Origin of the sequence: Janthinobacterium rivuli, assembly GCF_009208735.1 — a bacterium.
Classification (GTDB): domain Bacteria; phylum Pseudomonadota; class Gammaproteobacteria; order Burkholderiales; family Burkholderiaceae_D; genus Janthinobacterium.
In genome coordinates this window covers 14,135-29,976 of the sequence record NZ_WFLJ01000004.1, presented here as the reverse complement: position 1 = coordinate 29,976, position 15,842 = coordinate 14,135, and the positions used below count along the sequence as shown (strand labels likewise).

General features: G+C 61.4%; 14 protein-coding genes. 13 read left to right on the top strand and 1 reads right to left on the bottom strand.

The genetic code is table 11. The features are described 5' to 3' along the window. The first annotated feature begins 33 nt into the window (after positions 1-33). The 13 genes from GCN78_RS06235 (at position 34) to GCN78_RS29245 (ending at position 15,307) form a co-directional block, all read left to right on the top strand. Complete coding sequence (locus GCN78_RS06235; RefSeq protein WP_070289666.1) at positions 34-477, top strand: hypothetical protein; 444 nt, start codon at positions 34-36, stop codon at positions 475-477. Continuing rightward, positions 411-821 (top strand): phage tail assembly chaperone, encoded by a 411-nt coding sequence (locus GCN78_RS30080; RefSeq protein ID WP_461419035.1) that lies wholly within the window; start codon positions 411-413, stop codon positions 819-821. The genes GCN78_RS06235 and GCN78_RS30080 overlap by 67 nt, the downstream gene beginning before the upstream one ends. A 52-nt stretch (positions 822-873) precedes the next feature. After that, on the top strand, positions 874-4,152 hold the full coding sequence (locus GCN78_RS06225; RefSeq protein WP_152250934.1) for a hypothetical protein: 3,279 nt from the start codon (positions 874-876) through the stop codon (positions 4,150-4,152). Then, entirely contained in the window at positions 4,149-5,618 is a 1,470-nt protein-coding gene (locus GCN78_RS06220; RefSeq protein ID WP_152250933.1) for a hypothetical protein, read from the top strand. Before GCN78_RS06225 ends, GCN78_RS06220 begins: the two co-directional genes overlap by 4 nt. Then, positions 5,615-8,182: a hypothetical protein gene (locus GCN78_RS06215; RefSeq protein ID WP_152250932.1), complete on the top strand. Its 2,568-nt coding sequence runs from the start codon at positions 5,615-5,617 to the stop codon at positions 8,180-8,182. Before GCN78_RS06220 ends, GCN78_RS06215 begins: the two co-directional genes overlap by 4 nt. 47 nt (positions 8,183-8,229) lie before the next feature. After that, the gene (locus GCN78_RS06210) at positions 8,230-9,012 is read left to right on the top strand and encodes a hypothetical protein (protein WP_152250931.1); all 783 of its coding nucleotides are present in this window, start codon (positions 8,230-8,232) and stop codon (positions 9,010-9,012) included. Then, positions 9,012-10,823, top strand: coding sequence for a hypothetical protein (locus GCN78_RS06205; RefSeq protein ID WP_152250930.1), 1,812 nt, complete (start codon positions 9,012-9,014; stop codon positions 10,821-10,823). Before GCN78_RS06210 ends, GCN78_RS06205 begins: the two co-directional genes overlap by 1 nt. A 183-nt stretch (positions 10,824-11,006) precedes the next feature. Further along, entirely contained in the window at positions 11,007-11,861 is an 855-nt protein-coding gene (locus GCN78_RS06200; RefSeq protein ID WP_152250929.1) for a hypothetical protein, read from the top strand. Next, positions 11,862-13,661: a hypothetical protein gene (locus GCN78_RS06195; RefSeq protein WP_152250928.1), complete on the top strand. Its 1,800-nt coding sequence runs from the start codon at positions 11,862-11,864 to the stop codon at positions 13,659-13,661. Positions 13,662-13,735: 74 nt separating this feature from the next. Next, entirely contained in the window at positions 13,736-14,164 is a 429-nt protein-coding gene (locus tag GCN78_RS06190) for a hypothetical protein (RefSeq protein ID WP_034785835.1), read from the top strand. Positions 14,165-14,178: 14 nt separating this feature from the next. After that, a complete protein-coding gene (locus GCN78_RS06185; protein WP_152250927.1) occupies positions 14,179-14,676 on the top strand; it encodes a glycoside hydrolase family 19 protein in 498 nt (165 codons plus the stop codon). Further along, a complete protein-coding gene (locus tag GCN78_RS06180) occupies positions 14,673-14,999 on the top strand; it encodes a hypothetical protein (RefSeq protein ID WP_152250926.1) in 327 nt (108 codons plus the stop codon). Before GCN78_RS06185 ends, GCN78_RS06180 begins: the two co-directional genes overlap by 4 nt. A 143-nt stretch (positions 15,000-15,142) precedes the next feature. Beyond that, complete coding sequence (locus GCN78_RS29245; RefSeq protein ID WP_171985052.1) at positions 15,143-15,307, top strand: hypothetical protein; 165 nt, start codon at positions 15,143-15,145, stop codon at positions 15,305-15,307. A gap of 142 nt (positions 15,308-15,449) precedes the next feature. On the opposite strand, the gene GCN78_RS29240 is transcribed toward GCN78_RS29245, so the two are convergent. After that, positions 15,450-15,749 (bottom strand): hypothetical protein, encoded by a 300-nt coding sequence (locus GCN78_RS29240; protein WP_193316632.1) that lies wholly within the window; start codon positions 15,747-15,749, stop codon positions 15,450-15,452. Positions 15,750-15,842: the final 93 nt, after the last annotated feature.

Genomic DNA, 15,842 nt, shown 5'->3' with positions numbered 1-15,842 from the left:
ATACTTTTCTACTTCATCCAGAAAGCAGCACACATGAACAACGCACAAAAAATCCAGGCAGGTTTCGACATCGGCAACATCCACGCGGCTGCCACTCCCGTCACCTTCGACGTGCCCGTCATCTTCGACGCGGATGGCGAAGCGGTGGCCGGCCTGACCATCGTCGGCAAGAACAGCGAGCAATACCGCCTGGCCAACAACGCCGTGCGCGCCGAGGGCTACAAGAAATCGGCGCGCCGCAAGACGGCCATCGACGCGTCCACCGACGAAGGCGCGGAGCTGCTGGTGCAAGCCATCGACGGCAACCAGAAGCGCCTGGCGCTGGCCGTGGTCACCGGCTGGTACGGTTTCACCAGCAATGGTGCACCCGTGCCGCTCGATGCCGCGCTGCTGGAAGCGGCCTTTGAAAAATACCCGACCTGGCAGGAAAAGGTCACCACGGCGCTGGAAAACGAGTCGAATTTTTTGAAACTCTGACGGCCAGCCTGCTGCGCTACGCCGGGCACCAGTTCGAGCGCGGCGCGCGGGCGGCCGACGGCCATGCCAAGGGCGAGCACATCGATGCGGCCCGGCGCCATCCGCTGTACCGCGCGCCGCCCGAAGAGGCGACGCCGCCCATGCCGTTCGAGCTGGCCCACGTGTGGGAATGGTTCGTGCAATTGAACCGCAAGCGCCAGAACGGCATGGCCGTCAACCCCATCGCCAGCACGGAAATCCTCGCCTGGCAGGCGCGTCACGCCATCGCCATCGAGCCGTTCGAGCACCAGCTGCTGGACCAGCTCGACGCGCTGTTCCTGTCGCACCAGCATGCGGCGGGCTGACCCGCATTTTCCAACCCGGCCGCCATGCGCGGCCTTTTTTTATGGGCCAACCATGCCAGAGATAACAGAATTAAAACTTGTCATTGACTTGACGAAGGCGACCGATACCACACAGGTACTGAAAGCAATCAGCGAGGCCAGCCTGGCTGCGGCCGAGGGCATGAAGGCGGCCAATACGGAGGCGGAATCGTCGGCGGTGTTGCTGCGCGCCCTGGCCGAGCAGGCACGCGATGCCACCGCCGCCTCGAAGGCCCTGGGGACATGGAATGCCGGCGAGGCGAAGTCGTTGGCCGATGCCTTCAAGGTGGTCAATGGCCTGGGCAATGCCTATACGCGGCTGGCGGCTTTCCGCGCCGCAGGTAGCACAGCCACGGCCGGCGCAGGCGCCAAATATGGCGCTTTTGCGATTGAGGAGCTGCGCCAGGACAAGCTGGACACGGCAGGCAAAGAGGCCGCCGATGTCAAGGCAAAGGCAGCACCGGCAACCCCCACACGCAAATATAGCGAGGCGGAATGGAAGGAGGCGGGTGAATTTGCCAAGACGTTCGGTGAAAAGCTGGAGCGCGCGTTTGGCAAGGTGGGCGGCACTATCGGAAAAATGACCACGGCCTTGCTGGGCTTCAGGAAGGCGCAGGACGATATCGATTTTAACTTCGCCAAGGAAGTGAAGGAAGACCCGTCCGAAAAAGGGCAGGAAAAGGCGCAGGAAAACAGGAAAAGGGCCACGGTCAAGCAGTATCACGACATGGCGACTGCCGCGAAAGGCTTTTTCAAAGAGAAGTCGGCCGGCTATGAACTCATGGAAAAGGTGGAAAAAGGCTTCCGTGCCTATGAATTTGCCATGAATGCCAAGTCGCTGTTTGAAAAACTAACGAATATCACCCTGGTGACGACGGCGAAAACAGCAGCGACGACTGCGGAAGTTACAAGTACTGCGGCATCTGTCGCTCCGGTGGCTGCGGCGGAAGCGGCCAAGTCCAGCGCCTACGGAACGTCGGCCCTTGCCGCTTCGCTGGCTGCGCCATTCCCAGCCAACATCGGCGCATTCGCCATGGTGGCTGGCATGCTGATGGCCATCGGCGTTGCCGTTTCCGGCGGCGGTGGTGGCGATACCACCGCCAAGGACAGGCAGGCGGCAACTGGCACGGGCACGGTATTGGGCGACAGCAGCGCAAAGAGTAATTCGATCGCGAATTCGCTGGAAATCATGGAGAAAAACTCCGGACTCGGGCTCGCGTACTCCGCCTCGATGGCTTACTCGCTGCGCCAGGTGGCGGCGGGCATAGGTGGCTTGGGCGGACTGTTGGTGCGCAATTCCGGCGTGACGGGCGCGATGGCGCCGGATAGCAAGGGCAGCGCGGCGACGTTTGGCTCTTCCGCACTTGGCGTTGCCATCACGGGAGGTGTCATTGGCCTGACGCTCGATAAGCTGACAGGAGGGCTGGTCGGAAAAATCACGGGCGGCATCCTTGGCTCTATCTTCGGCGGTAAAACGACGACGATCGACACGGGCCTCATGTTGCACAAGGCTACGCTGGACAGCATTCAGGAGGGAGGCGTATCGGCCAGTCAGTACACGGATACCAAGACGTCGGGTGGCTGGTTTTCCCGTGACAAGAAACGTACGGCATTGAGTGGTCTCGACCGCGAAGCGAACGATCAATTCGGTAAAGTCATTCTCGGCCTTTCCGATACCGTCAAGGCGGCGGCCGGCATGCTGGGAATGGGCGGTGATGCATTCAACGCGCGGTTGAAGTCCTTCGTGGTCGATCTGGGCAAGATCTCGCTGAAAGACCTGAAAGGTGACGAGATTCAGAAAGCGCTGGAAGCTGCCTTTTCCAAGCTGGGCGACGATATGGCCAAGTTTGGTGTGGGCGGCCTGGAGCAGTACCAGAAGGTCGGCGAGGGGTATCTGGAAACCTTGGCGCGCGTTGCGAATGACTACATGCAAGTGACGGATGTACTGGCGGTGCTGGGCAAGGCATTCAATACGACAGGCCTGGGTGCCGTGAAGTTGAGCGAACATCTGATCGACGCAGCTGGTGGTATCGATAAACTGACAAGTGGTACGGGGTTTTTCGTCGAAAACTTCCTGACTGAAGCCGAAAGAATGGCGCCGATCACCAATTCGGTGAATGACGCCATGGGCAAGCTGAGCTTGGGTGGCGTGACGACGATGGATGGCTTCAAGGCTGCCGTACTGTCCGCTGCTGATGGCGTGGCTATCGGAAAAGAAGGGTCGGCTGAATTGTATGTGGCCCTGCTGTCCTTGGCCGAACCGTTCAAGAAGGCGGCCGACTATGCCGCCGACCTCAGCGCCGCCACGGGCGAGCTGGCCGTAGTGAGCAAGACGGCCAGCGACATCGCCAGCGAACGGCGGGACTTACAACAGCAGTTGAATCAGCTGACGCAAAGCGAAGCGCAATTGCTGGCCGCCCAGCGCGCCGGCATCGCCGACGGTAATCGGGGATTGTTTGACCAGATCCAGGCTGTCAAGGCGGTGACCAGCGCGAAGGATGCGCTGGCCAAGGCCTACGAGACGGAATCGGCGGCGGCCAAGTCGGCGCTGGAGAAATCGAAATCGTGGGTGACGACCCTGAATGGCCTGAACTCCAGCATGGCGTTGGGGGCCCAGTCGACGCTGACGCCTGAGCAGAAGTACGCTGAAGCGCGGGCCCAGTTCGAGAAAACCCTGGCGGCCGCGAATGCGGGCGACACGACGGCGCAATCGGGTTTGTCTGCCGCCGAGCAGGCCTTTTTGACGGCCTCGCAGGTGGTCAACGCGTCCGACGCACGTTATGCGGCCGATTACGCCCGCGTGGTGGAAGCGAACAAGGAAGCGTTGAAATGGGCTGCCGCGCAGGTCGACGTGCAGCAGGCCAGCCTGGATGCGCTCCATGCCCAGGTGTCAGGCCTGATCACCATCAACGACAGCGTGCTGACGGTGGTACAAGCCATCGCCGGCCTGCGGGCGGCGATGGGCGGTGCGGCGGATCTGGGGGTGCAACTCGGTAATCCTCCCGTGGTCGCGGCACTGGCTGCGATGACTTCCCCTGTTGCAGCGGTAGTCTTCGACCCCGTGCGCTACTCGTCGGCGGCGAACGTCGGCTCCGAGGTGCTGGTGGCCGAAATCCGCGGCCTGCGCGAAGACAACCAGGCCATGCGTGTCGAACTGGAAGGCTTGCGCGCCGACCAGCGGGCGCAAACGGGCGCCACCATCCAGGCTACCTTTGAATCGAATGCCAACGCCGCCAGGACGGTGGTCGATGGCGTGGATAAATCGTCCCGGGCATCCGCCTGGGCCAATGCAGTGAAAGGAGAATACGCATGACCGATGCGCAATTTCAGGATTGGCTGCAAAGCCCGTCGGCCATCCGCATGGTGCTGATCGAGGCGCAGGTGAACGTGGCCGGCAGTGAGGTGACGCGGTATATCGCCTCGCGGCCCTACGTCACCGGGCCGGTTGAGGTGCCGGCGAATACCGCGTACCAGCCGCTGGCCAAGGGCGGCCTGGCCTTCACGGAACAGGTCAGCCTGTCCGGCGAGGCGGGGCTGTCGGGCGGCGATATCGAACTCGATAACGCCGACGGGGCTCTCGATGGCTGGCTGGATGACGTCTGGATGAACCGGCCGATCAAGGCCTGGGCCGGCGATGCATCGTGGCCGCGCGCCGACTTCCGGCTGGTCTTCGACGGCATCATCGCCGACGTGGCCAGTGCGGGACGCGAGTCGGTCAACCTGGTACTGCGCGACAAGCTGCAGCGCCTGAATACGCCGATTTCCGAAGCCAAGCTGGGGGGCACGACGCCGAACAAGGACGCCATCCTGCCAATTCCGTTTGGCGAATGCCACAACGTGGCGCCCTTGCTGACCAATCCAGCCACCCTGGAGTACGGTTTTCTCGGCGCGGTCGAATCGACGTTCGAGGTGCGCACCAACGGCAAGCCGATCGCCGTGGCGCTCAATGACCAGGCGGGGCGCTTCAACCTGACGACCGATCCGTTTTCCACCACGATCACGGCCAGCGTGCAGGGCGACAAGGGCGGCGGCTATGCACCGCGCATCGCCCCGCTGGTGCAGCGCATCGCCACCGCCTACGGCAAGGCGGCCGACCGTTTTACCCCGGACGACCTGGACCTGGTCAACCTGGCCGCCTTCGATGCGGCACACCCGCAGCCGGTGGGCCTGTATGTAGCGGACCGCGCGAACCAGGCGCAAGCCATCCAGCAGCTGGCGGCCAGCGTGGGGGCCCAGGCGATCATGTCGCGCACCGGCCAGCTGCGCCTGGTGCAGATCGCGTTGCCGGCCGCCGGCGTGCCGGTGGAGATCGGTCCGGAGCAGATGCGCGAGCGCTCCTTGCGTCCCGCGCAGCGCGTGCCGGTGACGGCGGCCGTGAAGATCGGCTTCGACCGCAACTACACGCTGCAAGCCGCCCTGACGACCAGCATTCCGCCCGCGCATGCGGATTTGTACGCCACGGAATGGCTGACGGAGACGGTGGTCGATGAGGCGGTGCGTGCGCGCTATCGCCTGAGCGACGACCCGGTGCAGATCGATACATGCCTGAAGACGCGGGCCGACGCCCGCGCGGAAGCGCAGCGGCGCCTGGCCTTGAACAAGGTGCCGCGCACCATTTATGAATTCGATGGAGAACCCGAGATGATGATGCTCGAATTGGGACAGCCCGTAACTTTGCGCGTTGAGCGCTTCGGCTTGCAGGATGGCGTACCGGGCGTGGTGGTGCTGCTGTCGCGCTTCTGGCTGACGGGCCGGGTGACGGTGGGGGTGCTCGTATGAGCGCGATTGTGGGGGAGCGCGACAGGCTGCTGCAGGCAACGGCGGAGCGTTTCAGTACCGTTGCCGATGGCAAGGCGATCCTGATGTCCGCCAGCACGCCCGTCTTTCGCGTCAATAGCGCCGGCGAGGGCGCGCCCGGCTCGATCCCCATCACTGCCAAGCCCGTGAACGTGGTGGGTGATATCGTGTTTTCCGTATCCGCCGGCACGGCGTTGCGGGTCAACGGCAACGTGGCCACGGTCGATTTTGCCAGCATGACTACCGATACGGCGCTGGTGCAGGCACGTATCCGCGAGTTTGGCGTTGATTACCTCGCCAATTACATGGTCAGCAAGGTCTTCGACGGCGCCGCCGGCGAGACGGGCCTGGCGGGATTGAACACGGGCCAGGCCTTCGCCTACAAGCGTGCCGCCGCTGCGCCCGGTGATTCACCGGGCGACGTGATCTTTACCTTTAGTACCGCCGCCATCACGACGCCGGTCGGCAATGATTTGGCCAATGGCTGGTCGAAAAATATCCCGGCCGGCACGGCGCCGCTGTACGTGCGTGTGGCCGCCGCCAGTTCGCGCAATGCCACGGACAATATCGCCGCCAATGAGTGGGCGGGGGCGGTGCAGCTGGCCAAGGACGGCACTGATGGTTTGAACGTGATTTCCGTACCCATCTACCAGCGTGGCGCGACCAATATTGCGCCACCGCTGCCCACGGCTGTCTGCACGTTTACGTTTGCCACGGGCAAATTGGCCGGGTTGAACAACGGCTGGTCCACCCAGGTGCCGTCGGCGGGCGGCGCCTATCTGTTCATGTCCGGCGCCACGGCCGTTTCAAGTGCGGCGGCCGACGACATCGCGCCAGGCGAATGGGCCGCCGCTGCGCGCCTGGCCGCCGACGGTGCTACTGGCCAGCGCGGCACGGTGACGGTGACGGCGCCTGGTTACTCGGCCTGGTCGGATGCGTCGGCCGTGTATGAGCTGGGCCACGCCGGATATGGCGCACCGCTCAACCGCGACGTGGTGACCTTGTATGACGCGACGCATGCGGTGACGAAGTTCTTTGTCGATGGTGGATGGCTGGAACTGGGAACCGTATTAAATGGAAACCTGCTTGTGCCTGGAACAGTGGCAACAAAGGCGCTGGCGGCAGACTCAGTTACAGCCGAAAAGATTGATGCGCGAGGGCTGAGCATCAAGGATACAGCTGGCAACATTATCCTCAGCGCCGGCACGCCCTTGACGTCGAACTTTATGAATGCAGGGATAGGCGCAGGCAATCTGATCAGTAATTCCGGTCCGTACCCTGGCACCGTGGTGGGCTTCGGCGTGGAATATTCCTTCGCCCCGGGGCTAACCGCCGTTGTTGAGAGTCCAGAGCTCTACCGCCCGACCGGCGCCGGTGGCGTCTACATGCGGTGCCCCGGGACTGTTCCAGTAGATGCGGTGGCTATCATGACCCCGAGGCAGGCAGGCGCATTCCGAAAATTTCCGGTGATTTCCGGTGTGCACTATGAATTCAGTATCTACATGACGACTCACCGCTGCAAGGGGGCGGCGAATGTTGCCTTTTACGACGCCGCAGACAAGTATATAACGGAGGTGGGTGGGAACGCTGTGGACGACGTGTCGACTACAGGCCCCCTGAGCGTGTGGCCAAGATCCGTTGTATTTGCTGTGGCGCCGGCAGGGGCCGCTTACGCGTCTGTGCGCGGCGTGCTTGTTGGCAAAGGTGCCGTCGACGCCTACCTTTTTACCTCGTCGTGGTACTTCGGCGTGGCGCTTGCCGCGCAGACGGTGCCATCGGCTTGGGCCGATGGCCCAGGAGCGAGGTTTGGAGACAATCTTTATGGCCAGATCACGCCGTCCAATTCGCCGACTTACATCGCCAACGCCGCCATCTTAAACGCCCAGATCGGTGGCGACATTTACAGCAGCAACTGGAATGGCTGGGATACGGGGTGGCTTTTGGACCGGAACGGGAATTTTTATGCGAATAGCGGAACTTTTCGTGGTGAACTGATAGGGGCAAAGGGAACTTTTTCCGGGACGTTGACGGCATCCACCATTATTGCCGGACGTGGTCAGAACGAAAATAATACGACGTTTATCGATTTTAACGCTACCGGCAGTATGCCGTTTATCTATGCTGGCTCGGGAGCAGTGCGTATCACCGCCGATGGCGAAGGTACTTTTGCCCGCAGAATCTTGTCGCCACCGAATCTGGTGAAGCATGGAGTGGAGTATATCTCGCCAGGAATAGTGGGATGGACTGGTAACGAATATCGTCCATTTACTGTTTATATCGATACCGGGCATACATTCGAGTCTACATGGCATGCCGTACCGTCGGACACTTTTTTGGCCAATGCCACGATTTCAGGTGGTCAGAGCTGGCGCGGTGGCTGCAATGGTTATGGCGAAGCGTCTATTGTTGTTGGTGATGGCCTCAACAATGGAGCCTCCCTCTTGCCTCTCGATAATCGGATATACATTCGATTTACTTGGACCCCGGTCAGTGGGAACGGCTACATCAACCCAACTGAGATCACCTGGAAACTGGTGAAAGTTTAATGAAAACTCTACGTATTCTCTATGACAACGCCGCTGACCGAGCGATCTTGACCGCATCGAGCCAGGCCGGCACCTTGGGGCCGGCTAACCTGCAGCGCGAGGGAAAGTCTCTGGTATTGCGCTCAACCGGCGCTGCGCTGAGCATCACGGCAACATGGCCGTCACCGGAAATCATCGGCGGCGTGGCGCTGCCGTTTTGTAACCTGACTCCAGCGGCGACCATCCGCGCACGCGGCTACATCGAGCCTGGCCACACTGCGCCTGCATTCGATACGGGCGTCATGCCAGCGTGCGAGTATGCGCGGCTGGGCATGTGGGACTGGGGCGCATTGCCATTGGGCTTGAATGCCTACAGTTACGGCGGCGGTACCTACGCCCGCTGCTGGTTCCAGATGCGCAGCATCAGGAAGCTGGTGATCGACCTGGCCGACCCCGACAATCCTGCCGGCTACATCGAGGCCGCGCGCCTGGTGGCTGGCCCTTACTGGAGTCCCGAGCAGAACGCGTCGTATGGCGCCGGTGTCACGCCAATCGATACCAGCAGCCAGTACCGCAATGGCGCCGGCGAACAGAAGGTGGAGCGGGGCGTGATGTACCGCAAGCTGTCGCTGGCGCTCGATCACATGACGCCGCTGGACCGCGCCGAGCTGTGGCGCATCGTGCGCGGCAACGGACTGTCACGCCCACTTTTTGTCAGCCTGTATCCGGATAGCGACGACGTCGAGCTGGAGCAGGCGCACCAGGTGTATGGGCGTTTGGCCAATCTGGCCGCCATCACCACGCCATCTTTCCAGGCATATGCCACCAACATCGAAATCGAGGAACTGTAATGGGTGATTTTTTTTACTATGGTCAGAAGGATACGATCCAGCGCTTGAATGAGCTGGCGGGGCGCGGTGCCGTAGTGGCATCGTATGCGCCAGCTGTGGGGCGGTCGCCGCTTGGCGGACCGAATGGATACATGACCCCGGAGTGGCTTGATCCTGCAATTCCTGTCAGATCAGGCCCACCTATCGGTGCTGGAACGACTGCCAAGTATGGCTTTAACTTTTTATCGCAAGGAACTGGAACCACTCGCTGGCTCCTTATCGCCACAATGAACGAAGAAAGTTTAGGGGAACTTTCAAATCTTCTTATTCGGGGCGTATTCAATAATGGCTGGGCGGCGTCTACTTCATCTCCCTTCACGATATTTATGGGCGTGCGAGGCGGTTTCTACGTGGACTGGCATATTGAAGGTCCGGTAATTTGGCAATCTCGGATTATGGTTGTGCGACGTGCAGACGGGAAGAATGACGTCTATGCTTTTTTTGATGCCGGGGTTTTTTCAACCATTTCATTCGATTTAACGGGAATTGGCACAACAACGTATGCATTGCCGGTTGAGACTAACTCAACGCCAGTTGGAACAATAGTTTTTGACTCGGCTACTTCCCCGGCCAACCCCATCCACATTGCCCCGCGTTGGAAAGGTGTTACTGGGAGATTGGGAGGAGCACGGTCAACCATGTTTTCAGACGCTATTTATACCGGGCAGAATGGCGACGTGGCATCAGGATGCAATTCGTTCCTTGCGGGTGGCATTGCTGGAGGCACTGCCGCTCCCCTTGAAACTTTAAGACTCGGGGTATCTGGTGTAGCTGGCCTTGCTTATCCCGGGCATTTTGGTTTTCTGACAGCCCCCGGGAGTGTGCTCTATACCCCGGGGTATCATCTTACTCTGCGGGCTTATGACACTGGCAGCAGTAATTGGACCAGTGCATTACTTGACATTAAAGGAGACGGCTTAGTAACCATACCCGGTATTCTTGATATTGGGGAACCCAATACACAGCCGCAAGGTTCCCCGAAACTTCGTATTGGCAACTGCGTTAATGCGTATGTAGTTAGTGGCAACTATGGAAACAGTGCAGGGGCCGCCTTGAATGTGGCGACGCATACTGTAACAGGCAGCAGTATTAGAACCGGTGGAACAGTAAATACTAGCGGCAACGACTATGCCGAGTACATTTTCAAAAGTCCAATCTGCGGTGTCGTCTCCCCCGGCCAAATAGTCGGTATCACAGCCGACAACACGGTCACTGACAAGTGGGCCGATGCCATCATGTTCTCGATCAAATCGACAGCGCCCTCGTTCGTCGGTGGCGACTCCTGGGCGAATGAGGTCGGGCAGCGACCATCTCCCCAGGCTGGGCCCGCCCCGACTCACCCCCTCCGCAGTAAAGATGTGGTCGCGAAGCAGGCAGTACCTGGCACCAACCCACCCGAATACGAGGACGTGGTGACCGAAACCGGCGACAGCGACGACGAATGGGCTGAGAAGCAGGAAGCCTTCGCTGCCGCACTGGCCGCCCACAACGCCGCCGTGCTGCAGGACGCCGAAGCCATGGCCGCCTTCGACGCGGCGCTGGAAGCCGCGCGCCAGACAGTCGACCGCATCGCCATCGCCGGCCGCGTGCCGGTCAACGTGCTGGGTACCCAGCCTGGTGATTACATCGTGCCGGTGCAGGACGGCGCCGGCATCAAGGGCATCGCCGTGCACGAGGACGATCTCAGCATGAAGCAGTACCTGCAGGCAGTCGGCCGCGTGATCTCGATCGAGCCAGATGGCCGGGCTTATGTGATGGTCAAGGCCGTGTGACCAGGCAGTCATCCCTCTCAAACCCGCTTCGGCGGGTTTTTTCATTTCGTCCACCAGTACCGGGATAGTCGAGGTGATGCTGTCGAAGCGGCGCTGGGAAATTGCCGCCACCGAGCCTATCGGCGTTGCCACTGGGTTTATTTCACCAATCACTTACCTCATTCTGGAAAGGGCATTGCCGCCATGAGCAATCTTCGCATCATCCACGACAACGCCGCTGACCGCGCGGTGCTGACTGCCTCGAGCCAAACCGGCGAACTGGGCCCGGCCAACCTGCAGCGCGACAGCAAGAACGCCGTGCTGCGCGCCAGCGGCACTGCACAGACCATCACCGCCACCTGGCCGACGCAGGAGTCCATCGCCTGCGTGGCGCTGATCTCCACCAACATGACCAGCAGCGCGCGCATGCGCGTGCGCGGCTATGCCCAGCCGGGCGACGCCGTGCCGGTATTCGACACAGGCAGCATCTTCCCGTGCCCGGCTGCCGTGCATGGCTCCTATCCCTGGGGCGTTCTGCCGCTCGGCTGGAACGCCTATCAGTGGGGCGGTGCAAACACCTGGCCGTGCGGCGGCGGCGCGGACGGCGTGACATGGTTCGCTCCTGTGCGCGTGCGCCAGGTAGTGATCGACGTGTCTGCGCCACAAAGCCCGGAAGGCTACCTGGAAATCTCGCGGCTGGTGGTGGGCAATTACTGTTCACCGCAATACAACGCCGAGTATGGCGCCCAGTTGCAGACGCAGGATAGCAGTGAAAATTACCGCACGGGTGCAGGCAACCTGAAAACTGCGCTGGGTACGAGCAGCGACAAGCTGAGCATCAATCTGACGCACCTGACATCGATGGACCGGGCGCGCTTCATGCGCATCCTGCGCGAGAACGGCAAGGGCAAGGCGATGCTGTTCAGTTTGTTCCCGGAAAACCCGGATCCGCTGCTGGAGCAGGACTACATGTTGTATGGCAAAGCCAGCAATAGCGATGCGGTAACTACGCCGTACTTTGACACTTATTCAGCACCACTACAAATTGAAGGAATCTAAATGGCGGATAAATTTTATGACGGTATGCCCAACGTCAACGAGAAATTGAATGAAATGGATCGGGCGTTTGCGGCGGGACCGTACAATGCGCTGCCTTTAACTGGCGGCACCATGTCAGGACCGATCACGACGCCGAGCTTCATTACCATGGCGGTGCGTGGCCCTGGCCAGCAGCAGAATGTTGGTCTAAGCAATGGCTGGTGGCGTATTGCCAAATTCAATGTGGCCGCCTTGGGCGGCGAAGCCACTATCCGGATTTCCGGTGCGACCTCGTATTCATCCTACGAAGGTTTCTCCAATGGCATCGAAACGGTCATTTTGTTGCGTTGTGATAACGACGGCAAGATTCGCGGCTCCTGGTACAGCACCGGCGATGGCAAGCATGCCGATATCCAGGGAGTAAAGATAGGCAGCGATGGCGTCATCTATGTGGGCGCGGTGCAGTTTTCCACGCTGTCCTGCTACATCGATTCAAACATGTGGTTTCAGCAAAAGCTGGAGTTCCTGGGGACCGAGCCGCCCAAGGATTCGTGGGATGCCATCGCTGTGTATGCGCTGAGTGTTGGCGGCGCACCGGCCATGACGGTGCGACCGGGAGCCGTCGAGTTGCAGACCAACTCAACGTTAAATGGTCCTAAAACCATTCATGCAGGTACGCGCGGCGCACAGCAAAGCAGCTTGACGATACCGAATGGCGGCAATCCATTGTTGGCAAACACATATTACGAAGTGGGTGCGCTTGGTGTCGGTGGCATACCTGGCGCTGCGTTTCCCGGCCGCTTCCTCTGGTCCACCTCGGCAGGAGCCGGGAGCCTTTACTATCAAGGCTACAAGATGAATCTGCGGGCCTATGATGAAAGCACCGGGACTTTCTCCGCACCTTTGCTGGGCGTTACCGGCACGGGCCAGGTGGCGTGGCCGGGCAATATGCGCTGCGGTCCGGCCTCCACAAGTGCGGGCGCGCGCGATCTCCATACTATTTACAAGGACACGACACCGGCGGGAGAGATACTGTACGTGGGCCGTACTGGCGAACCGGCGACGGCGACCCTGGCGGTTTTGGCTGGCGCCGGTACCGCATCGTGGGCAGGGAGCACCGCCGTGCTGTATGTGGGCGTCCAGGCCACCGGCCGCAGCATCAATGCCGCCGGCACAATCAATGCCAGTGGCGCCGACTATGCCGAATACATGTTGAAGTCTCCTGCATGCGGCATCGTCGCGGCAGGTCAGTTGATCGGCATCGGCGCGGATGGCAAGCTGACCGATCGCTGGGGCGACGCCATCTCGTTTGCCGTGAAATCCACCGATCCCTGCATGGTGGGTGGCGACAAATGGTCGCAACAACTTGGCCAGCGTCCGGCATCCGTGACGCGTACTGTTGATCGCGTTGAATCGCAACTGGTCAGCGAAGCGCAACCTGCAGTCGAAGCCGTCTACGATGGCCTGACCCTGCTCTCGCCGGCGATTCCCGCCAAGGCTGCCGTATACCGCGAGGTGCCGCTGGCAGGCGATACGGATGAAGAGTGGGCTGTTCGGCAGGCTCCCGGGCGTGCCTTCGATGCGGCACTCGAAGCGCTGCGCCAGACGGTCGACCGCATCGCTTTCGCCGGTCAGGTGCCATGCAACGTCCTGGGAGCCACTTCCGGACAGTTCATCTTGCCGGTGCAGCAAGGCGAGGGCATTGCGGGCATTGCCATCAGTGAGGAAGACATGACGCTCCAGCAATATATGCGTGCCATCGGCAAGGTCATCGCCATCGAAGACGATGGACGCGCCCGTGTCATCGTGAAGGTGGCATAAAGACTGAGACTGCGCATGCAACATCCCAACCCGCTTCGGCGGGTTTTTTCATTTCCACCACCTGAAAGGCAATCATGGCCCTCGAAACCACCGCCGCCGGCGGCGCATTGATCAAATTGTTTGGCGTGCCCGTGCTGGCCGGCGCCGCCGCCACGTCGCTGGGCTTCATGTTCATGTGGCCCCAGTCCACCAAGGAGGCATTCATTCGGTTTTGTTCCAGCATCATCATTTCCACCTTCCTCGGCCCCGTGCTGGTGGCCGCCGTGCTGTCGTGGTGGCCCAGCCTGTTCGACAGCGCGAAGACCGTGGCAGGCCTGTATGGCGGCGATCCGGCCACGGGTTTTTTGTTCATCGCCGCGCCGCTGATGGTGGCGGCCGGCTTGCCAGCCTGGTGGGTGCTGGGCGCCTGCGTGCGCTGGTTCGACAAGCGGCGCGGCAAGGATATCGGCGAACTGGCGGCCGACGCGGCCGCTGCCGTCAAGGATGTGCGGGGCATGCTGTGACAGGCGCCCAATTGATGCAGATCATGCCGCTGGCTGGCCGCCGCGCTACGCTGTTCCTGGCGCCCCTGAATGCGGCGATGGCCGAGTTCAGCATCGATACACCGCTGCGCCAGGCGTCGTTCCTGGCGCAGGTGGGCCACGAATCGGGACAGTTGCGCTATGTGCGCGAGTTGGCCAGCGGCGCTGCCTATGAAGGAAGGGCGGACTTGGGCAATGTGATCGCTGGCGATGGCGTGCGTTTCAAGGGGCGCGGTTTGCTGCAGGTGACGGGGCGCGCCAACTATGCCGCGTGCGGCGTGGCGCTGGGCCTGGATTTGCTGGCGGCGCCGCAGTTGCTGGAGCAAACGATGTTCGCGTGTCGCTCGGCGGGCTGGTTCTGGCAATCGCGCGGCTTGAACCGCCTGGCCGACGCGGGCGACCAGGAACGGGTGACGCGCCGCATCAACGGCGGCGTGAACGGCCTGGCCGAACGCCTGGCCTTGTATGTAGCTGCGCGCAAGGTGCTGGCATGAAGCCGTCGTTGAGCATGGTGGCCATGCTGCTGTTGCTGGGTGCCGCCGTGTTTTGCGCCCAGCGCTGGGGCCGCGAAGCGGGTCGTGCCGCATGCGCGACGCAAGTGCAGGAGGTGCAGGGTCTGTTGCGGCGCCAGAGTCAGGCCCTGAATGCGATGCGGGAGGAAGAAGTACGGCGGTCGACACGGGCTCGGCAGGCATTGGCCAGTGCGCAGGCTGGGCAGGCAAACGCCCAGGCGGCAGCGGCGCGCATCCTGGCATTGCAGCCAGGTGACGACGCTTGCCGCGCGGCCGAGGCGCTGATCGCCAGTGAAATGCCATGAGGCGGCCGCAATGTGAGCAATGTGAGCGTAGCGGATGGCTGGCAAGGAGGCGGAGTATCAAGTATGCCGGCAAGGTATTGCTGGTGAGTGTATTGACCGGCTGTGCGGCATGGGCGCCCGCATCGAAGGTGGACACTTGGCCGGTGAGCGCGCCCTGCATCGCTACGCTCCCGGCCGCTCCCGCCTTGCCGGCGGTGCCATCCCATGGCATCTTCGAGCAAGTGCAAGCCCTGCTGGCGCGCGAGCAATTGCGTGCCGCCCATGTGCGCCAGCTGGAATCGCTGCTTGAGGCCTGCTCTGGCGGCTAAAAGCCTGTCCCGGTAGGGCGCGTCTTCTGCTGTCACACCATCAGGAGCGCGGACAAGGCGTGAGGAGAACGCGTGGCGAACCATGCGACGACGCTCAACGCAGTCCCCGCTGCCCAGAGGCGCCAGCAGGGGAGGTATTCCTCTACCGGGATGGGCGCCAGGTACCAGTCAGCGGCTTCCAGCTTTCCACTTCCACTTCCACTTCCACTTCCACTTCCACTTCCACCTCCACCTCCACCTCCACCTCCACCTCCACCTCCACTTCAGCTTCAGCTTCCAGCCATCCGTCCCCGCAGCCTGCCAGCACTGCCGCCTTTGCCGCCTTCTGGTGCATGCGCGGGGCGGCATGCGAGAAAACGGTGCGGTCGCCGCCAGCTTGGCCGATCTTTGATGATTTTTGCCACAATTTCTGTATACAATCCACCTGGCACGATGCGTGCATGGGATGCCTTGGTCGTCCCATCCAAGGAGCTTCGCATGCCTCATCCGCCGCCAGTGTATTCCTGTCGTCCCGTTTCTCTCTTGCTTTTCCCAT

Bases quoted from the DNA above. Each gene is read 5' to 3' on its own strand.
- GCN78_RS29240 (WP_193316632.1), bottom strand. From the start codon at position 15,749: ATGCACGCATCGTGCCAGGTGGATTGTATACAGAAATTGTGGCAAAAA.
- GCN78_RS06180 (WP_152250926.1), top strand. From the start codon at position 14,673: ATGAAGCCGTCGTTGAGCATGGTGGCCATGCTGCTGTTGCTGGGTGCC.
- GCN78_RS06225 (WP_152250934.1), top strand. From the start codon at position 874: ATGCCAGAGATAACAGAATTAAAACTTGTCATTGACTTGACGAAGGCG.
- GCN78_RS06185 (WP_152250927.1), top strand. From the start codon at position 14,179: ATGCAGATCATGCCGCTGGCTGGCCGCCGCGCTACGCTGTTCCTGGCG.
- GCN78_RS06235 (WP_070289666.1), top strand. From the start codon at position 34: ATGAACAACGCACAAAAAATCCAGGCAGGTTTCGACATCGGCAACATC.
- GCN78_RS06195 (WP_152250928.1), top strand. From the start codon at position 11,862: ATGGCGGATAAATTTTATGACGGTATGCCCAACGTCAACGAGAAATTG.
- GCN78_RS06190 (WP_034785835.1), top strand. From the start codon at position 13,736: ATGGCCCTCGAAACCACCGCCGCCGGCGGCGCATTGATCAAATTGTTT.
- GCN78_RS06215 (WP_152250932.1), top strand. From the start codon at position 5,615: ATGAGCGCGATTGTGGGGGAGCGCGACAGGCTGCTGCAGGCAACGGCG.
- GCN78_RS06200 (WP_152250929.1), top strand. From the start codon at position 11,007: ATGAGCAATCTTCGCATCATCCACGACAACGCCGCTGACCGCGCGGTG.
- GCN78_RS06220 (WP_152250933.1), top strand. From the start codon at position 4,149: ATGACCGATGCGCAATTTCAGGATTGGCTGCAAAGCCCGTCGGCCATC.
- GCN78_RS06205 (WP_152250930.1), top strand. From the start codon at position 9,012: ATGGGTGATTTTTTTTACTATGGTCAGAAGGATACGATCCAGCGCTTG.